At 36.0% G+C, this 26977-nt stretch carries 16 protein-coding genes; 2 read left to right on the forward strand and 14 right to left on the reverse strand.

Translation table 11 applies throughout. From position 1 onward, the window contains the following. Positions 1-124 precede the first annotated feature (124 nt). From fabV to BLP44_RS11035, 9 genes are all read right to left on the reverse strand, one after another. Positions 125-1315 (reverse strand): enoyl-ACP reductase FabV, encoded by a 1191-nt coding sequence (gene fabV, locus BLP44_RS10995; protein WP_066035017.1) that lies wholly within the window; start codon positions 1313-1315, stop codon positions 125-127. A gap of 22 nt (positions 1316-1337) precedes the next feature. Continuing rightward, positions 1338-1859 carry a tetratricopeptide repeat protein gene (locus BLP44_RS11000; RefSeq protein WP_008463071.1) on the reverse strand — a complete coding sequence of 174 codons (522 nt, stop codon included), beginning with the start codon at positions 1857-1859 and terminating at the stop codon, positions 1338-1340. 9 nt (positions 1860-1868) lie between these two features. After that, a complete protein-coding gene (gene recN / locus BLP44_RS11005; protein ID WP_091132802.1) occupies positions 1869-3521 on the reverse strand; it encodes a DNA repair protein RecN in 1653 nt (550 codons plus the stop codon). Positions 3522-3586: 65 nt separating this feature from the next. Beyond that, a complete protein-coding gene (porD, locus tag BLP44_RS11010) occupies positions 3587-4471 on the reverse strand; it encodes a type IX secretion system protein PorD (protein WP_091132807.1) in 885 nt (294 codons plus the stop codon). A gap of 64 nt (positions 4472-4535) precedes the next feature. Beyond that, complete coding sequence (gene coaBC, locus BLP44_RS11015; RefSeq protein WP_066035019.1) at positions 4536-5756, reverse strand: bifunctional phosphopantothenoylcysteine decarboxylase/phosphopantothenate--cysteine ligase CoaBC; 1221 nt, start codon at positions 5754-5756, stop codon at positions 4536-4538. Between the two features lie 7 nt (positions 5757-5763). Continuing rightward, complete coding sequence (locus tag BLP44_RS11020; RefSeq protein WP_008463064.1) at positions 5764-6081, reverse strand: DNA-directed RNA polymerase subunit omega; 318 nt, start codon at positions 6079-6081, stop codon at positions 5764-5766. Positions 6082-6090: 9 nt separating this feature from the next. Beyond that, the gene (locus tag BLP44_RS11025) at positions 6091-6885 is read right to left on the reverse strand and encodes an outer membrane protein assembly factor BamD (protein ID WP_008463062.1); all 795 of its coding nucleotides are present in this window, start codon (positions 6883-6885) and stop codon (positions 6091-6093) included. 137 nt (positions 6886-7022) lie between these two features. Further along, positions 7023-7904, reverse strand: coding sequence for a 4-hydroxy-tetrahydrodipicolinate synthase (dapA, locus tag BLP44_RS11030; protein WP_008463059.1), 882 nt, complete (start codon positions 7902-7904; stop codon positions 7023-7025). A gap of 15 nt (positions 7905-7919) precedes the next feature. Further along, on the reverse strand, positions 7920-8432 hold the full coding sequence (locus BLP44_RS11035) for a DUF6913 domain-containing protein (protein ID WP_091132810.1): 513 nt from the start codon (positions 8430-8432) through the stop codon (positions 7920-7922). Positions 8433-8479: 47 nt separating this feature from the next. Between BLP44_RS11035 and BLP44_RS11040 the strand changes: the two genes are divergently transcribed. Together BLP44_RS11040 and BLP44_RS11045 are read left to right on the forward strand one after the other, a co-directional pair. Continuing rightward, on the forward strand, positions 8480-9259 hold the full coding sequence (locus tag BLP44_RS11040) for a 5'-nucleotidase C-terminal domain-containing protein (protein ID WP_091132814.1): 780 nt from the start codon (positions 8480-8482) through the stop codon (positions 9257-9259). Between the two features lie 136 nt (positions 9260-9395). Beyond that, positions 9396-10307 carry a bifunctional metallophosphatase/5'-nucleotidase gene (locus BLP44_RS11045; protein ID WP_091132817.1) on the forward strand — a complete coding sequence of 304 codons (912 nt, stop codon included), beginning with the start codon at positions 9396-9398 and terminating at the stop codon, positions 10305-10307. On the opposite strand, the gene BLP44_RS11050 is transcribed toward BLP44_RS11045, so the two are convergent. The 5 genes from BLP44_RS11050 to BLP44_RS11070 all read right to left on the reverse strand — a co-directional run bounded on the left by BLP44_RS11050 (position 10294) and on the right by BLP44_RS11070 (position 26555). Next, complete coding sequence (locus BLP44_RS11050) at positions 10294-10986, reverse strand: hypothetical protein (RefSeq protein ID WP_008463048.1); 693 nt, start codon at positions 10984-10986, stop codon at positions 10294-10296. The two genes, BLP44_RS11045 and BLP44_RS11050, sit on opposite strands and share 14 nt — an antisense overlap. Next, positions 10976-12979 (reverse strand): NAD-dependent DNA ligase LigA, encoded by a 2004-nt coding sequence (gene ligA / locus BLP44_RS11055; RefSeq protein ID WP_091132821.1) that lies wholly within the window; start codon positions 12977-12979, stop codon positions 10976-10978. The genes BLP44_RS11050 and ligA overlap by 11 nt, the downstream gene beginning before the upstream one ends. Before the next feature lie 243 nt (positions 12980-13222). Beyond that, on the reverse strand, positions 13223-15160 hold the full coding sequence (locus BLP44_RS11060; RefSeq protein ID WP_091132824.1) for an OmpA family protein: 1938 nt from the start codon (positions 15158-15160) through the stop codon (positions 13223-13225). Between the two features lie 11 nt (positions 15161-15171). Beyond that, on the reverse strand, positions 15172-16104 hold the full coding sequence (locus BLP44_RS11065; protein ID WP_008463042.1) for a PorP/SprF family type IX secretion system membrane protein: 933 nt from the start codon (positions 16102-16104) through the stop codon (positions 15172-15174). Positions 16105-16151: 47 nt separating this feature from the next. Continuing rightward, the gene (locus BLP44_RS11070) at positions 16152-26555 is read right to left on the reverse strand and encodes an Ig-like domain-containing protein (protein ID WP_091132828.1); all 10404 of its coding nucleotides are present in this window, start codon (positions 26553-26555) and stop codon (positions 16152-16154) included. Between the last annotated feature and the right edge of the window lie 422 nt (positions 26556-26977).

Raw genomic sequence — 26977 nt, forward strand, 5'->3', positions numbered from 1 at the left:
CAGAATGCGCGTTATTAAAGGGTATATTTTTAGTGTTGTAAAATTTTAACAAAGATATGGTATATTCATAAAAAAACCATCAACTTTTGGCTGATGGTTTTTCGTTTTACTAAGTAAATTAGTATTATTTGATGCTTTCTATCTCAACAACTTCGTTAGTATCTGCGTTATAATCAACACCAGGAACTTCAAATCCGAATAAGTTTAAGAAATCATTTCTGTATCCTGCTAAATCACCAATTTCTGGCAATGTTTCAGTTGTTGCTTCTAACCAAAGTTTAGCCACTTTTTCCTGAACATCTTCACGCATTTCCCAATCATCAATTCTGATTCTTCCTTTTTCATCAACAGGAACTTCAGAACCAGTGTATAATCTATCTTGGAATAAACGCTGAATTTGCTCGATACAACCTTCGTGAATTCCTTCTTCTTTCATGATTTTGTATAAAAGAGAAATATATAACGGAATTACTGGAATTGCAGAACTTGCTTGTGTAACCAAAGCTTTATTTACAGAAACATACGCTTTTCCTCCAATAGATTTTAAAGAATCACCGATAGTAAATGCAGTAGCCTCTAAATGATCTTTAGCACGACCAATTGTTCCTTTACGGTAAACCGCTTCAGTCAATGCTGGCCCAATATAAGAATAAGCAACTGTTGTAGCTCCTTCAGCTAATAAATTTTCAGCTTTTAAAGCTTCAATCCACATTGCCCAGTCTTCTCCACCCATAACAGCAACTGTATTTTCAATATCTTCCTCATTTGCAGGAGCAATAGAAACATCTGAAACTTTTCCTGTGTGGAAATCAACTGTTTTGTTTGTAAACGTCTGCCCAATTGGTTTTAAAACTGAACGGTGCGTAACGCCTGTATTTGGATTTGTACGCACTGGAGAAGCTAAACTATAAATCACAAGATCTACCTGACCTAAATCTGCTTTAATTAAATCGAGAGTTTCTCTCTTAATTTCGTTTGAGAAGGCATCTCCATTAATACTTTTTGCATATAAACCTGCTTTATGAGCCTCTTTTTCAAATGCTGCAGAATTATACCATCCTGGAGAAGCAGTTTTTCCTTCAACTGGCGGTTTTTCGAAAAACACTCCAATTGTTGATGCACCAGAACCAAAAGCACTAGTAATTCTTGAAGCTAATCCGAAACCTGTTGAAGCACCAATTACTAAAACTTTTTTAGCTCCAGCAATTTCTCCTTTAGATTTTACGTATTCGATTTGATTTTTCACATTTTGTTCAGCTCCAGTTGGGTGGGCAGTCAAACAAATAAATCCTCTCATTCTAGGTTCTATAATCATCTTGCAATTATTTTTTTTTGTATTATTTCAATTTCAGTTTTAATTTTTCAAAAATAGACATTTTATCTTTAACCCTTTTCATATTGGCCTTCATATTGTCAATAAAATTTGGGTTTAATGCGTTTTTCACAGCTTCTTTATAATACCCATAAGCCACAATATATTGGTTTTCGTATTCCGCCATTCTTCCTAATTCACTGTTATAAGAAGAGTTATCAGCATTTTCTAATGTAGCCAATGTAAAATTAATATGCTCTTTTGCCTCGGCATAACGGCCAATATCAATCAGCAAATACGTATAATTTAAGTATGGAGCAGGATATTTAGGATCAAATTTCATAGCCAATTTATAGTGATAGATTCCTCTCTCGTAATCACTTAGCTTGTTATAATAAATCCATCCCAGATGATTATGGGCTTTGCCAAAATCAGGATATTGCGATAAAATTTCTTCCAACAGTTCTTTTGCATCTGCCGAATTTCCTTCAGAAATTAACGAATCTGCTTTTATAAACTGATTTTCGTAAAAACTCAAACTTTCCATTTCTCTGTTTTAATTCAATAATTCCTTTGCGTGATTTAAAGCCGAGTCGGAAATATTAGCTCCTGACAACATTTGAGCAATCTCTATAATTCGATCTTCTTGAGCTAAAAGCTTTAACTCAGACTGTGTATCATCGCCAATAGTCGATTTAGAAACCTTGAAGTGGGAATCTCCTTTTGCTGCAATTTGAGGCAAATGAGTAATAGCAAATATTTGCATAGTGGCACTCATTTCTTTCATAATCTCTCCCATTCTAATTGCAATTTCTCCAGAAACTCCCGTGTCAATTTCGTCAAAAATCAATGTCGGCAATTTTGAATATTTAGCCAAAATTGCTTTCACAGCCAGCATTATACGAGACATCTCCCCTCCTGAAGCTACTTTTTTCAGCAAACCAAAATCAGTTCCTTTATTGGCAGAGAATAAAAATTGCAATTCGTCTTTTCCATTTTGGAAATAAGTTTCAGAAGGTTGCAATTCCATATTAAAACGAGCATTCGGCATTCCTAATGTTTCTAAAATAGCAACCAATTGCGCTGATAGATTCGGGATTGCATTTACTCTGTTTTTATGTATTTTCGATGCATAATTATCTAATTCAGCTGCTTTCTCTTCGATAATTTTAGACAAAGAAGCAATCTCTTCATCCATATTATCCAATTCCAATAAAGAATTACCCAAATCTGATTGGATTTGAAGAAGATCATCTACAGAACTCACCTGATGTTTTTTCTGCAAATTATAAATCAGCTGTAATTTTTGATTTATCAATTCTAACTGTGCAGGATCATTTAATAATTTCTCTGAACAGTTTTCCAATTCTTTAGAAATATCATCAAACTCAATAGTCAAACTTGTAATTCTTTCGAATAGATTTTGATATTCTGGCGAAAAAGGAGCCACTTTTTGCAATGCATTTTTGATTTCATTCAAATTATGAAAAACACCAAATTGTTCTTCATTGGCAATGGCTAAAGATTTATCAAGAGATTCTTTAATGATCTCAACATTATTCAGTTTTTCGTAGTCAGCCTCTAATTCTTCTTGTTCTCCAGATTTTAACTGTGCTGCAACCAATTCATTTAATAAAAATGTATGGTATTCTTGCTCCTTGCTTGCATCACTTTGTTTTTTAAGCAATGCGTTTAACTTAGATTTATCTGATTTATAAGATTTCAGCAGTTTTTGATATTCAGCGATAATTTCTGAATTATTCGCAATAGCATCTATAATCTTAAACTGAACGCTCTCATCAGAAAGTTCCTGAGTTTGCTGTTGCGAATGAATATCAATTAAATACAAACTTAAATCTTGCAATTCCTGAAGATTTACAGGACTATCGTTTATAAAAGCACGAGATTTACCAGAAGGAAGAATTTCTCTTCTTATGATTGTATCATCTTCATAATCTAAATCATTAGCCTCAAAAAAATCTTTTAAATTGTATTTTCCGATTTCAAACTGCGCTTCAATAACACATTTTTCTTCTTTATTTTTTAATGAAGTAAGATCTGCTCTCTTTCCCAAAACAAGACCGATAGCTCCCAAAATAATCGATTTTCCTGCACCCGTCTCACCTGTTATTATAGAAAAACCTTTAGAAAAATCTATGGCTAGCTTTTCAATAAGAGCATAATTTTTAATTGACAGTGATGTAATCATAGGGCGATTTGGTAAAAATAAAAGTTATAATGATAAATATAAAGATTGTCAAAAGAGAAACGAGATTAGTATTTAATCTGTGACCATTTGGTAGAGTTTAACGGTGAAACTTTATTCAAAACATCCGTTAAATCTGTAATTGAAATACTTGGTCCGCCAGAAAAAATAGAAACAATTTCATCTGATTTTGCGTCAAAGAAAACTCGAGTTATAAAAGCATTTGGTTTTACTGAATTTAGTTTTCCTATTAACAGCAAAGCATTTTTTATTTTTTCTTTTGCAGCTTTTTGATCCAATGTCATTGCATCCAATCCTGTATGATAAGCATAAGTTGTTTGACGTAGATCGCTATAAGTTGGCGCGATCATATCATTAATCAAATAATAACGATTTTGTAATCCGTCTGATTGATTCCACCCTTTAAATCCGCCTTGTTGCGCCACATTGGCAATATTTTGCGCAGTTTGAAGATATGGATTTCCTGCACCCATTTGAAAAGTATCAGCATCCATACCTAAAATCATATAACAATAAAAAGAGATTACAGAAACCAAATTTGAATCGTAAGTATTTGGATTAAACAGCAATGGCTCGTATTCTGTATATCTAAAGTTAAAATCTTTATCGTTATAATTTAAAACAGGAGAAGAATATGTAGAATTAAAAATTAACCTAGAAGATTGAACCTGAATGGTTCCTGTAAACTGATCTGAACTATTTGATGACAAAGTAATATACATAGAACAGTTTATTCTCTCATTTTGTTTTAAAACTGATCCCGTCCAATCTGTTTTATTTACAAATTCAGACAAAGCAGTCTGAAGTGTTTTAAAGACCTGATTATTTGGATTTGTCAGACGTTCTGTATTGATAGTTACTGTACAATTTAGCTGTTGAGCTTGTACAAAACCAAAGCTTAAAAACACTAATAGCGTAACTAATTTATTCATAATCGTCTAAATATTTAATTTTACAAACATAAATTGCTTCCAAATTATGTTTCCGGCGTATATTTTAAATTGATGATTTTGAAAAATGCTGAATAACCTTATTCAAAATATCAGCCGCTACAGATTCTTTTGATTTCAATTCCATTGGCTCAATTTCAAAATTCTTATCAATAAACGTTACTTTATTGGTATCTTTCTTAAAACCGGCACCTTTATCTTGTAAGGAATTTAGAACAATCAAATCTAAGTTTTTTTTCTGAATTTTCAACTTAGCATTTTCAATTTCATTTTCGGTTTCTAAAGCAAATCCGATTAAAAACTGATTTTTTTTGATGGCACCCAAAGAAGACAGTATGTCTTTTGTTTTTTCCAGCTCTATTGAAAATTCTTCTGTGGTTTTCTTAATTTTCTGATCTGCAACAAATTTAGGTCTGTAGTCTGCAACAGCTGCGGCTGCAATTGCCGCGTCAACTTCATTAAAATGCAAATGACAAGCATCATACATTTCTTGAGCTGAAACAACATCAACCACTTTTATTAGACTATTTTTAGCTTTTAAATGAGTCGGACCTGCAATCAAAAATACTTCTGCTCCTAAGCTCGCCGCTTCATTGGCAATATCAAATCCCATTTTACCAGAAGAATGATTTCCAATAAAACGCACAGGATCTATCGCTTCGTATGTTGGACCAGCAGTAACAAGTATTTTTTTTCCTTTTAGCGGCAACTTGCTCTCTAAATCAGCTTCTAAAAAAGCAACAATATTTTCAGGTTCAGCCATTCGGCCTTCTCCAGATAAACCGCTAGCCAATTCTCCGCTTTCAGCAGGAATCATAATGTTTCCATACTGTTTTAATGCAGTAAAGCTAGATAAAGTTGAAGGGTGCTTGTACATATCCAAGTCCATTGCAGGTGCAAAATAAACTGGACATTTTGCCGATAAATAGGTAGCAATTAAAAGATTATCGCAATTTCCCGTCGCCATTTTAGACAAAGTATTTGCAGTAGCAGGCGCAACCAGCATAAAATCTGCCCAAAGAGCCAATTCTACATGATTGTTCCAAACCTCATCTTCATCATCTTGATTAAAGAAACTTGAATGTACTGGATTTTTTGATAAAGTAGATAATGTAAGTGGGGTTACAAAATCCTTAGAAGCAGGTGTCATGATCACTTGGACATGTGCACCTGCTTTTATAAAAAGTCGTACTAAAGTGGCTGTTTTATAGGCTGCAATTCCACCGGAAACACCCAGTAAAATCTTTTTCCCGTTTAAAACTGACATTGTACTATTATTTGTTTGAACTTCTGTGGTAAGTTTTACCGTCTAACCATTCTTGAACAGCTAAAGCGTGTGGTTTTGGTAATTTTTCGTAAAATTTAGAAACTTCAATTTGTTCTTTATTTTCAAAAACTTCTTCTAGACTATCATTATAAGTAGCAAACTCTTCTAATTTTTCAGTCAATTCTTTTTTAATCTCTGAATTAATTTGATTTGCTCTTTTAGCCATAATGGTAATTGCCTCATACACATTTCCTGTTGGCTCTTCAATAACTGTTTTGTTGTAAGTTATTGTGTTTACAGGAGCATTCGTCTTTTTTAAATCCATGACTTTATTTTATTTAGTAAATTTTTGTAAATCTGTTTCAACTCTGGCATTCATTTCGTCTGCCTTTTCTTTGTATTTTGTATCGCTTTTAAACTTCAACAGATTAGCATAAGCGGTTTGCGCAACGTGCAGACGCTCTTCCATTTTTGAAGGAACACTGTTAATGGCCAATTGATATGCTGAATCGTATTTATAAAACAATGCATCTTCTTTTAAAGGCGTTCCAGGAAAATCTGCTATAAAGTTATCAAAAGCTATTATTGCCGATTTATAATCTGAAATTGTATTGTATCCTTTAGCATTTTCATATGCTTTTTTCTCTAATTTTCCGTTCAGTTTTTGCACAGCCTCGTTTGCTTGAGGAATGTATTCTGAGTTTGGATAATTATCAATAAAAGCCTGTAATTTCTCCAATGCTTTTACTGTATCTGCCTGATCTAAGCTGTAAACTGGCGATAATTTAGAATAGCTATATGCCCCTAAAAACGCAGCTTCCTGTACTTTTTCACTTCTTGGATAACCTGAAACAAATGCTTCGAACTGATAACCAGCTAGATAATATTGTTTTGTTTTATAATAAGATTGCGAAAACATGTAAAAAAGCTTTTCTGCCTGAGGTTTTCCTCGGTAAGAAGTGGCTAATTGCTCAAAAAGACGAATCGCTTTTGTGTATTTACCGGCATCATACATTTTTGTTGCCATTTCAAATTTTGCTGCAACATCTTCATTTTTCAATGCTTTTTGATATTCTCCACAAGAATAAAAAAGAGTTACAACAATTAATAGCGATAGTATTTTTTTCATTTTCTTACTGTTATTACAATCTCTCAGACAATTATGCCAAAGTGAAATTGCACCGAAGTTTCGGTGACAAATTTAGTTATTAATTTAGCTACTGCAAAATAATTTTTTAGTATCTTAAAATACTAACACTTTAACAATTATTTAATGCTGTTTTTTACAAACTCATTAAGTCTTGTTGCTAGAGAATCATCAACAGATACCAATGGAAGACGAACAGTATTCTCAGCAATTCCAAGTGCTTGGAAAATTTGTTTGATTCCAGCTGGATTCCCCTGCTCAAAAATCATATCGATACTGTCTGATAAAAAGTAATGTGTTTTGAAAGCGTCTGCGGCTTTTTTATTCAATCCTAATCGAATCATTTCCGAAAATTCTTTAGGAAAACCTTGTCCGATTACAGAAATAACTCCTGCTCCACCCGCTAAAACGATTGGAAGCGCCAGCATATCATCTCCAGAAATCACTAAGAAATCTTTTGGAGCATTTTTAATAATCTGCATTGCTTGAGCCATATCTCCAGCAGCTTCCTTAATTGCTACAACATTTTTAAAATCGTTAGCCAAACGTACCACTGTCGAAGGAAGCATGTTGCTTGCCGTTCTACCTGGAACATTATATAGGATTACAGGAATTGGAGAAGCTTCAGCAATTGCTTTAAAGTGCTGATAAATTCCTTCCTGAGTAGGTTTATTATAATATGGAGAAACAGATAATATCGCTTCAAAAGCAGAAAAATCTCTTGTTTTTAACTCTTCTACAATCTGCATAGTATTATTACCTCCAACTCCTAAAACTAGAGGCAGTCTTCCTTTATTCACATCGATTACAGTCTTTATAACCAATTCTTTCTCTTCTGCTGTAAGGGTCGCATTTTCAGCTGTTGTTCCCATCACAACAAGATACTCCACTCCACCATCTATAGAAAAGTTTACAATACGCTGTAAAGCTTCGATGTCAACAGAAAAATCTTTTTTAAATGGCGTTACAAGCGCAACACCCGTACCTATTAATGATTGCATATTATTAATTAAAATTTATTTTATATTTTTTAAATACCGAAACAATTCCGAAATGAATAGTTTATAGTTTCCTAATTCTGTACTAATTGTCAATCGGTTCAGATTTTGATCTACAGCGGAAAATCCGACTTTAAATTTAGCTTTTGAATTGCTGGTTACCAACATTAAAAAAACATTTTCAATATCGTAGTAACTTAGCAAAAGATCAAATTCTGAATTTATAAATTCATTTAAGAAACCTTCTGTAATTTCTCCGTTCCAATTGATGTGTTTTTTACCAAAAGTTGGACGCGAATAGGCTTCTTTTTCCTTAAATTTTTCTTTGTAGGCAAGAACTTTTATATTTTCTAAAGCAATTCCGTGGAGCGCTAACTCTTTTATTACGGCTTCTGAATATTCAAAAGTGCTCTCATCTATCAATAAACCAATTGTTTGAACGTTTTTAGCAAATACTTCGCTTTTTTCATTATTTAAATTAACATTTAATGATTTTTTTACAAAAAACTCCTTTATATAATTCAAAAACATAGTACTTTTACCAGATTACAAAATTAATTATTTAAGTTGCATTTAAAATGGTAAAACTAAAAAAGTATAACGGATTTTTAAAACTTTTTGTTATATTCTTAACACTTTTTTCAATCTCTTCATGTAGTACAAAAAACTACAATTTAACTAAAATTGAGGGAAAACAGCTTACTGTTAGTGAAAAAGCTGGCGAAACAGCTGAAATTGAAAATTTTATTAAGCCTTATCGCGATCACATTAATAAGGATTTGGATAATGTATTGGCGTATTGCCCTGAGACTCTTGACAAAAGCACGGGAAAGTGGCAAACTGGCATTGGAAGCTTAATGGCAGATGTTTGTGTGCAAAGAGGAAACATCGTTTTTAATGCACGCGAAAAGAAAGATATTGATGTATGTCTTTTAAATCATGGCGGTATTCGCGCTATTCTTCCTAAAGGAAATGTTACCACTAGAACGGCTTTTGAAATTATGCCGTTTGAAAACAGTTTGGTTGTGATGGCTTTAAAAGGTGATCAAATCTTAGATATTGCTTCTTATATTATTAAGGAGAAAAAACCTCAGCCTTTGTCTGGAATGACGTTTACTATTACAAAAGACAACAAGGCAAAAGATATCATGGTTCAAGGTAAACTGCTTGATCTAAACAAAACGTATTATGTTGCTACAAATGACTATTTGGCAAATGGAGGCGACAGCATGACTTTCTTTGCAAAAAGCACTCAAAAGTTTGACTTAAACTACAAACTTAGAGATGTTTTGATTGATTATTTTAAAGAAGTAGACACAGTTGTTGCTCCAAAAAATATCAGAATAACAGAAGAATAAAAGAGTTTGCCGCGAATTACACAAATTTGCACAAATTTTTAAATGATTGAAAAACCAATTCGTGTTAATTCGTGAATTTGGTGGCTAAAAAAAAAAATTAAAACGACATAGCGCCTCTGGCAAAAAAACATATAAAATGAAAAGAAGAGAGTTTATCGAAAAAACAGCAGCAAGTACTGCCCTATTAAGTTTAGGATTGTCTTTGAGCAGTTTTGAAAGTAACGACATTAAGCATCTAACAATTCTACATACAAATGATGTGCACAGCCACATTGATCCTTTTCCTGCTGATGATCCGCGTAATCCTAATAAAGGAGGCGTTTCTCGTCGTGCTGCCTTGATTGAAACTATTCGTAGAGAAAATCAAAATGTGCTTTTGTTAGACGCAGGTGATATTTTTCAAGGAACACCCTATTTCAATTATTATGGAGGTGAATTGGAATTTAAATTGATGAGCATGATGAAATATGATGCTTCAACAATTGGAAACCACGATTTTGACAATGGTCTTGACGGATTGTATGCTCAGCTTCCGCATGCAAGTTTTGACTTTATCAATTCTAATTATGATTTCAAAAATACCGTTATGGACGGACATGTTAAACCGTACAAAATCTTCAATAAAAACGGAATTAAAGTTGGTGTTTTCGGCGTTGGAATTGAGCTTCAAGGTTTGGTAGACAAAAAATTGTACCTAGAAACAGTTTATAACAATCCTGTTGAAGTTGCTCAAGATATGACAAAACTTTTAAAACAAGAACAGAAATGTGATTTGGTAATTTGTCTTTCGCATTTAGGTTACAAATACAAAGATGAGCCAACGAAAATTAGTGATTTGACATTTGCCGCACAAACTCAAGATATAGATCTGATTATTGGAGGACATACTCATACCTTCTTAGACAAACCTACAGTTGTAAAGAACAAGGCTGGAAAAGATGTATTGGTAAATCAAGTAGGATGCTACGGAATCAATTTAGGCCGCATCGATTTCTATTTTGACAAAGATAAAGCTCATACCAATCAAAGCGCCACTATTGTAGTGTAGTCTTTTTTTGAATTCTAGCTTTTTCTAAAAAGTATTCTACCATAAAGAAATAAGCTAGAATTTGAGTTGTATCTCGTATTAGGACTAGAACGACCGAATACGAGAAATATTCATTAAAAATGTAAAAGATATCAGAAAAGATATAGCTTATTGCCATCAGAGACATCAATAAAGCGATATGCGTTCCTTTTGTGATGTAGCTTACGAAGCAGAAATAGCTTAATACACTCAAAACGATTCCGTATACAGTGTAAATCCAAATAAATTTTCTCATACTGTCAAGCTGCAGACTCAAAACAGAAATCAATAAATACACTATAAAAACAACTACAATAGAAATTGGCAAAATATCTCGTTTAGTTAGTTTTATCCGTTCATGTTCCCTAATAAATAAGGTAACAATTAAGCCATATACCGCCAGAAAGCAAAGCACTCCTCCTAGTTCGGAACTTTCTACATCCATCAAATCATAAACTTGTCCAACAAAACAAAAGAGAAAAATGACACCTTCTGTTTTTTTTATTTCGAACTCACTGCTAATTAAATAATAAATAAAAATAGCAGGAAGAACAATCGCTTTTGAGTATGTCGCAAAAACTTCTTGCTGAGTCCAATCAAAAATAATTGTACACAACAAGGCAAAAAAGAACAAAATTAATGACGGTTTATTAAGCTTCATTCAGTTTGTTTATAAAATCTTCTTCTGATAATATAGGGATGTTTAGCTTTGTTGCTTTTTCCAGTTTTGCTGGCCCCATATTATCTCCTGCCACTACAAAATCTGTTTTTGCAGAAATTGAGCTTCCTACTTTCCCTCCGTTATCTTCTATGGTTTTCTTTAATTCGTCTCTAGAAAATTGACTGAAAACGCCAGAAACCACAAAAATTTTTCCAACAAATTTATCAGTAGCATTTGGGTTTATTTTTTCTTCAATTTCAAATTGGATTCCATAACTTTTTAAACGCTCAATAATTTTTCTGTTTTCTTCATTTTCGAAGAATTCGACAACACTTTTGGCGATTCTTTCTCCAATTTCATCAACTAAAACTAAATCCATTAAAGAAGCTTGTGCTAAAGCATCGATATTCTTATAATGTTTGGCAAGTTTTTTAGCCACAGTTTCTCCCACAAAACGGATTCCAAGCGCAAACAAGACGCTCTCAAACGGAATTTCTTTTGATTTCTGAACTCCATTTACCAAATTTTCTGCAGATTTCTGAGCCATTCTTTCCAAATGCAGAATATCCTCAACTTTCAATTCATATAAATCTGCATAATTATGCACCAAACCATTTTTAAATAATAAAGTGACAGTTTCACCTCCAAGTCCTTCAATATCCATTGCTTTTCTTGAAATATAATGCTGGATTCTTCCGATAATTTGCGGAGGACATCCGTAGAAATTAGGACAATAATGATTGGCTTCACCAACATTTCGAACCAATTCGGTGTGGCATTCTGGACAATACGCAATATAATGCGTTGGTTCTGAATTTTCAGGACGTTTTTCTAAATCTACTGCAATGATTTTTGGAATGATTTCTCCTCCTTTTTCAACAAAAACAGTATCATTTATTCTTATGTCTAATTTTTCAATCTGATCGGCATTATGAAGAGAAGCTCTTTTTACAATGGTACCTGCAAGCTGTACAGGCTCCAAATTCGCCACTGGTGTTATAGCTCCCGTTCTTCCGACTTGATATGAAATTGATTTTAATACAGTTGAAACTTGTTCTGATTTGAATTTGTAAGCAATTGCCCAACGTGGTGATTTTGCTGTATACCCTAATTCTTCCTGATGCTGGATACTATTGACCTTTATCACAACTCCATCAGTTTCATAAGGTAAATTATGGCGGTGCGTATCCCAATAATCAATAAAGTCAAAAACCTCATCCATACTGTTGACTAGTTTTGCTTCCATAGGCACTTTAAAGCCCCAGCTTCTAGCCAATTCCAATCCTTCATATTGAGTCTTGAATGGCAAATTATTCCCTGTCACAAAATAAAGAAGACACTCCAGCGGACGTTTGGCAACCTCAGCGCTGTCTTGCAATTTTAAACTTCCTGAAGCTGTGTTCCTTGGATTTGAATAAGGTGTTTCGCCAATTTCGATTAATTCCTGATTCATCTTTTCAAAACCAGCAAATGGCAGAATTATTTCGCCTCGAATATCAAATTTATCTGGATAATTTCCTTTCAAATGTAAAGGAACTGATTTTATAGTTTTTATATTAGTAGTGACCTCATCTCCTTGAAAACCATCTCCACGTGTCAAGGCTTGAACTAGTTTTCCGTTTTCGTAAGTAATGCTTATCGAAGCTCCATCATATTTTAGCTCACAAGTGTATTGCAAGTCAACATTCCCTAAAACTCTTTGAATACGGTTTTCCCAATCCAAAAGATCTTCTTTAGAATAAGAATTATCCAAAGAATACATTCTATACTGATGCGCAACTGTTTTGAAATTTTTGGTAACAGCTCCACCTACTCTTTGTGTTGGCGAGTTTTCATCAAAAAACTCTGGATGTTTATCTTCTAAATCCTGAAGTTCTTTTAATTTAATATCAAAATCATAATCTGAAATTGTAGCATTGTCTAACACATAGTAATTATAGTTGTGTTGATTAAGTTCATTTCGTAATGCTTGAATAGTCTCTTGAATGCTCATAAATTGTAAAATATTGCAGATTATTGTGATGAAAAACTGAATATCAAAATTAGAATTTATTTTTGTTACAATGCAGAAAAAATAAAAGTTTTAGAAATCAAAAATCAGACTGCAAATTCATGCAGTCTGATTTTCTCCTTGTCCATTATTCTTAAAAAAGAATTAAAAAAAACCAACTTCCAAATGGTTTCGACGTTTTATATTTTTAACTGAAAATCAACATTTTACAGCGAAAATATAAAATTATTTTTGAATAATGATAAAGTCTGAACGTCTATTTAAGAGATGTTCTTCCTCAGAACATTTTACACCATTTTTGCATTTATTAATTAATCGGGTTTCTCCATACCCAATGGCACTTTCAATTCTAGAAGCATCTATGCCTTGCGAAAGGATATAATCTCGAGTTGATTTTGCTCTATTGTCTGAAAGTTTCAAGTTGTACGAATCTTTTCCGCGCGAATCGGTATGAGATTCAATTTTGATTCTGATGTTTGGGAATTTCTGCATGATGAACACAACCTTAGATAATTCTTCTACTGCTTTTGGCGTAATGTCATACTTATCGTAATCAAAATAAATCGGGTTTACATCTACTTTTTCTACTCCTTGTTTTTTAACAACCAAATCATCGTAATTGCTCAGCTCAAAATTGACATCTTTTATTTCGCCTCCATTCTGATCGGTGGTTTCCACAGTTTTATCGTCACTGCTGTAATTTGGTTTTGCAGCAATCATTTTGACTACTTTGTTACAAGGAACTTCGATAGCATATTTTCCATCAAAATTTGTTTTGGTTTCGCCTAAAACTTCACTAAAAGAGTTGTACGCCATTATAGTGACATCTGCTAAAGGTTTTTTCGTTTTACGATCTATTGCCATTCCAGAAATACTTTGGTTGCAAACTGGTTTTCCTTTTACGAAAGAATAAATATCATCGTCTCCTTTACCTCCTGCTCTATTTGAAGAGAAATAGCCGTAAGCATCTGTTTTGTCAATGATAAAAGAAAAATCGTCTTTGTTGCTATTGATAGGTGCTCCAAGGTTTTTTGGCACTGAAAAAGTTCCATCTGCCTGAAGCTTACTTTCGTAAACATCCAAATCTCCCCAACCGTAGTGCCCATCAGAAGAAAAATATAAAACTCCGTTTTGAAAGAATGGAAACACCTCATTCCCAATAGTATTAATATTAGGGCCGAGATTCTGAGGCGAACTCATTGTGCCGTCTGCCGCAATTTTTACCATGTACAAATCGGTTTCTCCTTGTCCGCCTGGCATATCTGAAGCAAAGAAAAGCAATTTTCCATCTTCGCTTAATGACGGATGTCCAACAGAATAATCGTCACTATCAAAAAACACTTTTTCTGGATTTTCTAATTTATTATTGACGATGGATCCTTTGACAATCTGGAAATTATTTACCCTCGCTTCATCAACAACCAATTTGTTTTTCTTTACAATATTGGTCGAATAATAAATCGTTTTTCCCTGACTGTCAAAACTTGCAGTTGCTTCGTGATATTTAGTCATTACATTTGGAAGAAAAACCGTTTCGTTGAATAAACTTCCATCTGCCGGATTTCTTTCTGCGATATACAGATTTAGAAAAGGCTGATTGTTCCAAGTATACAATTTCTCACTAAACTTCGTCGTATCTCGAGCCGATGTAAATACGATGTTATCTTTGAAAAATGTAGCTCCAAAATCTGATTTACTCGTATTAATATCTAAATTTTTAATGGTATAAAGAGGTTTTGCCTTCGCAACGCTGTCCATGTACTTCTTTTGGGCAACATATCGGTTAATTTCTGCTTTATCTCCTTTTTTATTCAGGTATTCTTTTGTGATTTTATCTGCCTCATCATAATCCATAACTGCTTTCATAGATTGAATGTAACGCAAATAGTAAATATCAGTCAGATTATTTCCCTGCACTTCATATAATTTTTTATACCATTTTAGTGCATTTCTAGAATCAGAAATAAAATAATAAGAATCTGCCGCATTCTTCAAAGTCTGCGCTGATGGATCTTTTATGTTTTGCAAACATTCTTCGTAAGCTTTGGAAGCATCCAGATAAGAAAAGCTTCTAAACAAAGCATCAGCTTTCTTTAAGTTAGTTTTTTGAGCGAAACTAAAAGTAACGCTCAAAATTAAACATAGGATATATAGTTTTCTCATAAGTTTTGTTTTTAGAAGAATCGAGGAGATTTAATTTTACTTTGTTTTTGAACAAATTGATAACGCAAGATGAATTCGTGAGAACCATCGTTGTATTTGTTCAATTCGCTTACAGTGTAATCAAAAGAATATCCAAGAAAGAAACTTGGTGAAATTTGAAAACCTGCCAGTATAGCTATCGAATCATCTGTTCGATACGCTCCTCCTATAACAAACTTTTCTTGAATCATGAAATTTGCTGATATATCTGCAGTGATGGGAGCCCCGCTTACTGCTTTCACTAAAAATGCTGGTTTAAATTTCAAATTTGGATTCAAATCAAAAACATAACCTCCCATTAAATAGTAATGCATACGATCATAATCAATAGATTCACGAACATCGTCATAGTAATCATTCTGAATAAAACTCGGAATAGAGAATCCTACATACCATTTTTCTGTATAATAGTAAACCCCTGCTCCTACTGCTAATTTCATCTGATTGTTAATGTTCTGATTTAACAAAACATCATCATCATCGTAATATCTCCCTTTAGACCAATCGATGTTTAACATCCTTGTACCCGCTTTTACACCAAACGCCAATCTTTGTTCGTAGCCAAGAGGTATTGAATAAGAGAAATTTCCATCCAGATACAGCTCATTTGAAGGGCCAATTTTATCATTTACAACGCTTAAACCTACTCCTAGTTTTTCATTTCTAAGTGGAGAATGAACAGAAAAAGATTGTGTTTCTGGAGCGCCTGGCATTCCTACCCATTGCGAACGATATAAAAGTGCTGCCTCTATGGTTCCGGTAGATCCAGCATACGCTGGATTTACCGCCATAGTGTTATACATATACTGCGTATATTCGGGATCTTGTTGTGCCGAAGCGCAAACCGTAATAAAAGAACATATTAAAATGAAATATGTTTCTAATGATTTTATATATAGTTTCATAACGATACTTATTTAGTTTAATTAATTAGATGATTAATAGAAGTGGGTTATCTCATGATAGACAACCAGCCTTTTTTAACCGTTCCATCTCCAATGGTTATCACATAAAAATAAGTACCTGTTGGCAGCATATCTCCTCTATTAACTACACCGGATACATTTGCTGTTCCGTTCCAATCATTTTCATAATGTGCTTTACTATACACTAATGCACCGTATCTATTAAACACTTTCAGCTCGTTGTTTGGATAAGATTCAATACAGTCAATTCTGAACAAATCGTTTTTGCCATCATTATTTGGAGTAAACTCATTGTAAACCGTTAAACAAATTGGTTCTAATGTAACTGAAGCTGAATTGTTTGAAGCATCAACATCTAAAGGAGTTGAAGTTTCCACAGTTGCTACACTTGTATAATTACCGTTTGGCAATACTTCTGCAACAATTGTTAATACTACACTCTGACCTGCATTTAGCGTTGGTATTGTCCAAAGCTGCGTCGCTGGATCATATGTTCCTGATGTTGCAGATGAACTAACTAATTGCAAACCGCTAGGAAGTAAATCACTTACAATAGTATTTATGAAATCGCCTTCTCCTACATTGTTCACTGTGATAGTAAAGGTTACCTGATCACCAAAATTTGGAGTTGGATTATCAACTGTATGAGTAATCGTTAAATCTGAACAGCTTGCTACAGTAACATTTAAAGTCTTCATTGTTCTTTCGTCACAATTGTTAACATAAGCTACTGTTACTGTTCCTGGTCCGATGTCTGACCAAGAAACGGTTACAGATCCATCGTTTGTACCACCTCCTGAAATAATAGTACCTCCGTTAATAGTCCATACATAATTGGATTTTCCATTTGCAATTGAATAAGTTACACCTTTGAATACACATGGAGTATCATCTGTAGAAGTAAGTTGAACTGCAGCATCATTTTCAAATGCAATGGTAATTCCTAATCTTGGTCCGTTATCACAACCATTAAATGTATTAGCTAACGCCCCTGCATAATAAGTAGTTGCCGTAAGCGGAGTGGTATTTGCTAATGGAGTTCCACCAGTTGCAGATGCATACCAAACCACATTTGGTTCGTTTACCAAAATATTAGCTAATGTTGGCAAAGCAGATAAACAGAATGTCTGTGTTGTTCTTGGTGTTGTAATTACACTTGGTGAATTTACATTTACCGTAACAGCCAATCTTGCTGGATTTTCACAACCTATCGCACTTGAAACTGCTCCATAATAAGTTCCTGTAACAAGCGCTGTTGTTGGCGGAATTGCTGTTCCTCCTGTTGCTGTGCTATACCAAACAACATTTGCTTCGTTTACTTGAATATTTGCCACAGTTGGCGAATTTAAAGTACAGAAGTTTTGAGTTGTATTAGCTGTCGTCGGCGTTGGACTTGGATCGGCTACTGTCACTGTTACCTGAAGACGAGTTGAGCTTTCGCAACCTGCTGGATCAACAATATTTCCAAAATATATTCCAGAAGTAAGAGCCGTTACTACAGGAATTGCTGTTCCTCCAGTTGCAGCTGTATACCATGTTACATTGCTTTCGTTTACTTGAATATTTGCAATTGTCGGAGAGTTTGCAGAACAAAAAGTCTGTGCTGTATTGTTTGTTGTTGGGTTTATTGTATTACCAACCGTTACAGCTACTTGTAATCTTATACTGCTTTCACATCCTGTTACTGGATCCTTAATTGCTCCAAAATAAGTTTGCGTAGTTAGAGCAGCTGTAGAAGCTAAAGCTGTTCCTCCTGTTTGAGCTGTATACCAAACTACATTGCTTTCATTCACTTGAATATTAGCCACTGTCGGATTTGCTCCTGTACAAAAAGTTTGTGCCGAAGCGTTTGTTGTTGGTGTTGCAGGATCTGACACAGTTATGTTAACAGTTAATCTTGAAGCGCTCTCGCAGCCCGTTGTCGGATCTGAGATTGACGCAAAATACTGTCCTGTTGTCAAGGCTGTTGTTGGAGCAATTACTGTTCCGCCTGTTGAAGCTGTATACCAAACGATATTAGTTTCATTAAACTGAACGCTCGCAAATGTCGGAGCATTTGCCACACAGAAGTTTTGAGTTCCAGCAGTCACCAGTGTTGGCGTACCCGGATCGCTTACAATCACATCAACCGTCAATCTTACAGCGCTCTCGCAGCCTGTTGTCGGATCTGAGATTGCCGCAAAATACTGGCCTGTTGTCAAAGCTGTTGTTGGAGCTATAACTGTTCCACCTGTTATTGCTGTATACCAGACAATATTAGTCTCGTTTGTCTGAATGCTTGCAAATGTCGGAGCATTTGCCAGACAGAAGTTTTGCGTTCCCGCTGTCACCAATGTCGGCGTTCCTGGATCATTTACAATCACATCAACTGTCAATCTTGTAGCGCTCTCGCAGCCTGTTGTTGGATCTGAGATGACTGCAAAATACTGGCCTGTTGTTAAGGCTGTTGTCGGCGCAATTACTGTTCCGCCTGTTATAGCTGTATACCAAACGATGTTCGATTCATTAAACTGAACGCCCGCAAATGTCGGTGCATTTGCCAGACAGAAGTTTTGAGTTCCCGCTGTCACAAGTGTTGGCGTACCCGGATCGCTTACAATCACATCAACTGTTAGTCTCGCAGCGCTTTTGCAGCCTGTTGTTGGATCGCTAATCGCTGCAAAATACTGGCCTGTTGTCAAAGCTGTTGCTGGCGCAATCACTGTTCCGCCTGTTATAGCTGTATACCAAACGATGTTCGATTCATTAAACTGAACGCTTGCAAATGTCGGTGCATTTGCCAGACAGAAGTTTTGCGTTCCCGCTGTCACCAATGTCGGCGTTCCTGGATCATTTACAATCACATCGACCGTCAATCTTGTAGCGCTCTCGCAGCCTGTTGTCGGATCGCTAATCGCTGCAAAATACTGGCCTGTTGTCAGAGCTGTAGCAGATGGAATCAATGTTCCGCCTGTTGAAGCTGTATACCAAACGATATTAGTTTCATTAAACTGAACGCTTGCAAATGTCGGCGCATTTGCCAGACAGAAGTTTTGAGTTCCAGCAGTCACCAGTGTCGGTGTTCCCGGATCGTTTACAATCACATCAACCGTCAATCTTGTGGCGCTCTCGCAGCCTGTTGTTGGATCGCTAATCGCTGCAAAATATTGTCCTGTTGTCAGAGCTGTAATAGATGGAATCAATGTTCCGCCTGTTAATGCCGTATACCAAACTATGTTCGATTCATTAAACTGAACGCTCGCAAATGTTGGAAGATCTTCTTTACAGAAACTTTGTGTTCCTGCAGTCACCAGTGTCGGTGTTCCAGGATCGTTTACAATCACATCAACCGTCAATCTTGTGGCGCTCTCGCAGCCTGTTGTCGGATCTGAGATTGCCGCAAAATATTGTCCTGTTGTCAAAGCTGTTGCTGGCGCAATCACTGTTCCGCCTGTTATTGCTGTATACCAAACGATGTTCGATTCATTAAACTGAACGCTTGCAAATGTCGGAGCATTTGCCAGACAGAAGTTTTGAGTTCCTGCAGTTAGCAGTGTTGGCGTACCCGGATCGCTTACAATCACATCAACTGTTAGTCTCGTAGCGCTCTCGCAGCCTGTTGTCGGATCTGAGATTGCCGCAAAATACTGGCCTGTTGTCAAAGCTGTTGTTGGAGCTATAACTGTTCCGCCTGTTATTGCTGTATACCAAACGATATTAGTTTCATTAAACTGAATGCTTGCAAATGTCGGTACATTTGCCAGACAGAAGTTTTGCGTTCCCGCTGTCACCAGTGTTGGCGTCCCCGGATCATTTACAATCACATCGACCGTCAATCTTGTAGCGCTCTCACAGCCTGTTGTCGGATCTGAGATGGCTGCAAAATACTGGCCTGTTGTCAGAGCTGTAGCAGATGGAATCAATGTTCCGCCTGTTAATGCCGTATACCAAACTATGTTCGATTCATTAAACTGAACGCTTGCAAATGTAGGTGCATTTGCCAGACAGAAGTTTTGTGCTCCTGCAGTCACCAGTGTTGGCGTACCCGGATCGTTTACAATCACATCGACTGTAAATCTTGTGGCGCTCTCGCAGCCTGTTGTTGGATCGCTAATCGCAGCAAAATATTGTCCTGTTGTCAGAGCTGTAGTAGATGGAATCAATGTTCCGCCTGTTAATGCCGTATACCAAACGATGTTTGCTTCATTAAACTGAACGCTTGCAAATGTTGGCTGATCTTCCTGACAGAAATTTTGCACTCCTGCAGTTACTAAAGTCGGAGTTCCTGGATCGTTTACATTTACTGTTACTTCCAATCTTACAGAGCTTTCACAGCCAGTAACCGCATCAGTTGCTGCTCCATAATAAATTCTGCTTACTAATGGAGTAGTTGAAGCAATTACGTTTCCTCCTACTGCTGCATCGTACCAAATCACATTGCTTTCATTTGCTTGAATATTTGCAACTGTAGACGCAGAAGACAAACAGAAATTCTGAGTACTATTTGTAGTTGTTGGCGTATTTGGATCACTAATAATAATTACCGCATCTTGCAATGTTCCTGCTAAATTTTCGCAGGTATTAGTGCTAGCAACAGCTACATAATACGTTATCGGACTTACCGCTTTTGTTAAACCTGTAGCGGTTAATACACCGGCAGCATCTATAGCATAAGTAACTCCTGCTATTACAGCTCCATTTGTAATTGGTTGTGTTTTATTAGCATCTAAGTACCAAGTGAATACTGGACTAGTTAATGTTGGTGCTGACGGAGTTAAAGATGCCGGAACACCATTACAAACTGTTACATCGTCAACTGTAATATCGTTTACTGTTGAAGGAGGCAAAATAGTGAATGTAATTTGTTTTCTGTCCGCAGCTGCAGTTTCACACAATTCATCCGAACTCACTCCAACAAAATAAGTATAAGTTCCAGGAGCCAATCCGTTTACTCCCAACTGTGCAGTCGTTTCACCTGGGATTAACTGGCTGGTCGTTCCATCAAAACGATACCAGTGGTAAACAGGATTTGTTAAAACTGGCGTTCCGCTTAAGCTTGTTGCTAAAGTTACAGTTCCAGAAGCAGAACAAATTGATGTTGCTGTTCCTCCATTCAACGTAATATCTGTCAAAGCATTTAATGGAGCAGAAGCTTTCACTTCAACAGTAACTTCTCCTCTTGCGTAATTTTCACAACCATAACGTACTGGCTGCACATAATATCTGTAGATTCCTGCAGTTAAATTATCTGGCACCGTAAAAGTCGGTCCGCTTGCAACCAAATTTCCTCCTGTTTCTGCATCGTACCATCGATAAGTAGAGCAAGCCACTTCGGGTATCTGAAGCGTAATATCGGATCCTGGACAGACCGTTATTTTATTCTGCGGATCTGCTCCAATGACAGTTGTATTGGCTGTTCTTTCTACAGTATGAACTCTTAAGAAATCTAGTACACCTGCAACACCTCCTAAACGAATTCTAACTCTATCGTAAATTTCTGTTGGAGAAGATACTAATACCATTGCCAAAGAATTCCCAGGCAATAATTTTACACTCAACAATGTACTTGTATTTTGAATTGGAGCACCAACTGCCACATTTCCTAAATAGCGCTGAATTGAAAACCCTGTAAGCGCATTAACACTTAAAAGAGTCCCCGGTTTAGAAATCACAATTCTTAAAGTATCACTAAGAACAGAAGGTGTTTTAAATTGCGCTGTTAAATCTGCAGCCGCTAAGACTCCTGCCCCACTATACATTGTTGCAAAAGTAGTCACATCATTGTCAGCAATATTCCAAGCATCACTTACTCCTACTAATGCAGTTGCTGCTCCGATTCCTAAATCTGTTGCACCATAAAAAATATCCTGAATATCTCCTGAAGTACAAGTTACTGCTGTAACAGGTTTATTATAATGAGCATCAAATACTTTTGTATTTTGAGCAACACTTAAAAGTGAGGCTGATTGAATACGAATACCGTCATAATCTTGTGGTCCAGATGCATCTGAAGGAACAAAAGTAAATTCATATGTATTATCTCCTGAAATCAGATTTAACAATGACCCAGAAACAGGCTGCATTGCGCCGATAGGAGTTCCTCCAATAGTTCCAACTACTGATAAATTCTGGCCAACAGCCAATAAACTATATTCAGAACCTAATTTAACCGTTACTGGAGTACCTTTAGCAATAGGAGAAGACCAAGTTAAATTCTGCCATGTTGTACCAACTCCCAAAAGTCCTAAACCTGTAGTAATTGTTGAGAATGTCTGAGGATTTCCGTCAACTGCATTCGCACCGTTTGAAACACCTCCAGTGATTATAGAACCTTGAGATTGTGCAGAAGCATAAACTCGTTCTGTTAAGTTTTGACAGCTTGTAAGGTCAATTACATTGATTATTTTAGTTGCAGTTGTAGTACAAATTCCGTCACTTGCAACAGCTGTATAAGTATAAATTCCCGGAATATTTAGTGGACCAGTTGTAAATGGAGGTCCAGCAATTGGATTTCCTTGCGGATCAAACCATGTAATTGTCCCCGTAGAAACTGCATTTAATGGAACATCTGTTCCAACGTTTACAGATTCTTGCGGAGTAGTTACTGTCAAACTTGGTAAAGCATTAATTGTTACCGTTACAGATTGTTTAGCTGAAGGACAAGTGCTTGTTGCACTTTGTGCTTCTATAGAGTAAACTCCGCTTATTGTTATATTTGCAGCCGCATCGGCAGTTATTACATTATTTGAAGGATCGTAAAAAGTATAAGTAGTAGCTCCTGTCGAATCAAAATTAGTGATTGCATTTACCAAATTAGCACTTCCACAAGCTTGCAATGGAGTAGTAATGACAGTTAAAGGAGTTGTTGAAGGGAAATTAACCGTTACTTGTTTTAAATCTCCATTCACGTTTTCACAAGTACCACCATTTAATGTAGAGATATAATAATTATAAGGAGCTCCAGCAGCAGTTAAACCGCTTAATGAAAGAGCACCAGTCAGAGCATCTTTTGCGAATGTTACTCCACCAATGACACTTCCGTCTACTATTTCTGTAGTTTTATTTTGATCTGTGTAATATTTGAACTGAACGCCTGCAATAGCAGAAGATGGGGTTAAAACCGCCTCTCCTGTACAAGTCGCTTCAACTGGACTTGTAATTACAATATCTGCTGCAGTCGGTATTGGCAAAACATTAACTGTCACAGCTTGACGTAAGCTATTTATACAAGTTCCGCGAGTTGCCTCTAAATAATAAGTAATGGTAGCTGATAAAGCTGCTGTTGGAGATACTGTTACAATATTTCCTCCTGTTGGAGCATCATACCATACAAAAGTTTCTCCTCCCGCTGAAGTTGCAGATAAATTAGCTGTCTGACCAGCACAAATTGGTGCTGCAGCTCCAGTAATTGTAGCATTTGGATATCTATAAGCCGCTTGATAAATATATAAATTACTTAATAAAGTTGCAGTACCTCCCAATCGCACTTCTATACGGTCAAACGCCGCTGTTGCTGTTAAACTAGCTTTAAATTTATTTCCAGATAATAATTGAATGTTTAATAAACCACCATTTACCGCTGTTCTGTCATTATTATAAGTGGCACCATTATAAGTGGCAAGAGTAACATTAGATAATGCCCCTATATCTAAAAGCCCTCCTGGAACTTCTAAATCAACATCGATGATATCTCCTGCCAAACCTGGATTTGCAAAAATCAATTGTTGCTGTAAGTAAGCCCCCACACCAACTGGTACACTAAGCTGTGAGAAAGTAGTAATATCACCATCAACGGCATTATTTGGGTCTGTAGGCGCACATAATACACATAATATACCATCATTTGATGATACTTGAGAATTAGCCTGCAAACAAGTACTAGCATTTGCTATTACCGTAACCGTAACCACTCCTCTTGCTGTATTAGGGCAATCAGTTGTTAAATCAGAAGCCTCTACATAATAAGTTTGATTACTTGTTAATATTGGAGTCGTAAAGGAAGTAACATTAGTAGCTACTAGATTTCCATTTGTTGCCGCATCATACCAATTATATCGTACTCCAGAATCTGGATTCGCAATTGTCAATGTAGCACTCTGACCAGACTGAATAATTACATTAGATGCTGTAAAAGTCGGTGTTGCAGGTATTGGACTAACAGTCAAATTTACTGTTGTGCGTGTTGGAGTTGTACATGCACCGATAGCAGCTTCTACAAAATAAGATGTATTTACAGTTAATACAGGAGTCGTAAAAGCATTACCTGTAAATAGTAAAGTACCGCCTGTGGCAGCATCATACCAATTATATGTAGTACCTGCAACAGGTGCCTGAACAGTTAAAGTCGTATTCTGACCGCTACAAATGGTTGTAGGTGAAGCAGTAACAGTAGGCAATACAGGATTATCTATTAATACTTGAATTGGATTTCTTTCGCTATTCACACAACCATTTCTTGTAACCTCAACATAATAAGTCGTTGGTGTAGTTAAAGCAGGAGTTGTAAATGCAGCTGTAGAAGCTAACGAAGTCCCTCCTGTAGCAGCACTATACCAATTTACAGTTTCTCCCACTGCAAGAGCCGCTGTCAACGTTGTACTCGATCCACTGCAAATAGTTGTATCTCCAGTAATCGTAGGTGCCTTATATCTATATGCTGCCTGATAAATATCTACACTTGTCAAAACTGTTGCCAATCCTCCTAATCGAATTTCTACTCGATCAAAATTGGCTCCTGCCGTAACACTTGCTCTAAATCTATTGCCACTTAATAATTGCAAAGTAATAAGAGGATTATTTATAGCAATTCGATCGTTATTATAAGTTAGTCCATTATATGTTGCTAAACTAACTGCGCTTAATAATTGTACATCAGCTAAACCGCTTGGCAATTCTAATTCAACATCAACAATGTCTCCTGCTTTTCCAGGATTATTAAATTGTAATGTCTGCTGAATATACCCGTTTACTAACCCAACTGGTACAGTTAATCGGGTTGCAGTTGCTGTATTTCCATCTACAGAAAAATTTGGATTTGTAGAACTACATAATAAACACAAACCGTTTTGAGTAATCTGCTGACTTCCTGCTTCAAGACAGCCCATAAGTGAAGCTGGCTGAACCGTTACAGTAACCGGTACTCTAGTTGCACTAACACAATTTCCATTTGGACTTTGCGCTTCAACATAATAGGTTTTAGTAGCTGTTAAAATTGGCGTCGTAAAAGTGGCTGTATTGGTCGCAACAGCAGTTCCGCCAGTAGCCGTTTCATACCAATTTAATTGTGCCCCAACTTCTGAAGTTGTTGCGTTTAAAGTTGCATTCTGACCAGATTGTATTGTTACACTTTGTGTCAAAACTGTTGGTGTAGCTGGAACAGCTGTAGAAACAACATTAACCTGAGTACGAGTTGGACTAATGCAGCCTCCTATGGAACCTTCCACAAAAAATGGAGTAGTTCCTAAAGAAACAGTTGGCGAATAAGTCGTACCTGTTGCTAATGCGGTACCTCCATTTGAAGTAGCATACCAAGAATAAGTTGTTCCTGGAACAGCATTTACAACTGACAAAGTAGTCTGCTGTGTAGATCCTGTAGAACAAACGGTAAGTCCTGTGTTACTAATTGCAGGTGCAACCGGATTAGAAACATTTAAAACAACAGGTACACGAACATTTCCTTCGCACCCTGCTGCTCTAGTTATTCCTATATAATATGTCGTATTTGCTGTTAAGGCAGGAGTTGTATACGTATTTCCTACCGCCAAAGCTGTTGTCGAAAATTCAGAACTATACCAAGCTAGCGAAGTACCCGCAGCTGGTGTTGCGGTAAGAGTTGTTGGAATTCCAGCGCAAATAGTCTGTGTTAAACCGCCAGAGACAGTTGGCTGTGCAAATTCTAATCTAACATCATAAATTCTTAAATTTACCAAGAGACTTACTAAACCTCCAACCTGTACTTGAATTTGGTTGGTATCGCCTGTTATCGGAAACTTTGCAACAGCAACAGTATTGCCATTTAGTAAGTTTAAATTCAAAAGCGGACTGTTTAAAGCCACACTTGAACCTACATTTGTTCCAGAATTTTTCGCTTGAAGAGAAGCATTTGACAGTAAACTTAAATCAAGCAAACCATTACCCGTACCAAAGTAAATAGCAATTTGGTCACCGGCTCGTGCCGTTTGGTTCAAAGTCATTGTTTCTTCGGCGAAACATCCCAGCAATCCAACACCATTTGTTAGAGTTGCATAAGTTGATAAGCCAGCACTATCATAAGCATTGGCTGGACTATTAACATCTACTCCTATACATAAAAGTCCTCCTCCCGTACTATTTGTCTGAGACACAGGTCTACAAATAGTCTGAGAGAATGCATGAGTACATATAAAGAATAAAGTTAAAAGTCCCAATAATCTCTTTTGAAAGAGATTACAAAAAGTAAATTTTTTTTTCATAATTTGGAAGATTAGAAAATGGACAATAAAACACCTCTTGCAATAAGTGCAAGCACTTAAGCAATTAAACAATCAATTAAAAATCAAACAGTTAAAACAAAATACAGCAACTTGTAAAAAAGCTGTCAAACTCTGTTTTAGTAAAAAAAAATATGCTGAGTTCGGCATACCAAAATATACCGGAGAACAAATTCGATCTCTCTGAGACAAAATAAGTTCTGCATTTTCAGGAAAAATGATTGTTGTCAGTTTTCCCAGAGGAGTGATTTGTTGTAGGTCAAATTTTCATTACGAAAATTTCTTAGTCGAAGCAGAACTGGGGAATTCTATATAGTCAATTCATTTTTTAGAGAAGGTTGATTAGTCATTCCCAAAAATATCAAGCTACAAGGCTAGATTAGAATCTTCATTATATCCAATAA

Origin of the sequence: Flavobacterium anhuiense, from assembly GCF_900101855.1 — a bacterium.
Lineage (GTDB): Bacteria > Bacteroidota > Bacteroidia > Flavobacteriales > Flavobacteriaceae > Flavobacterium > Flavobacterium anhuiense.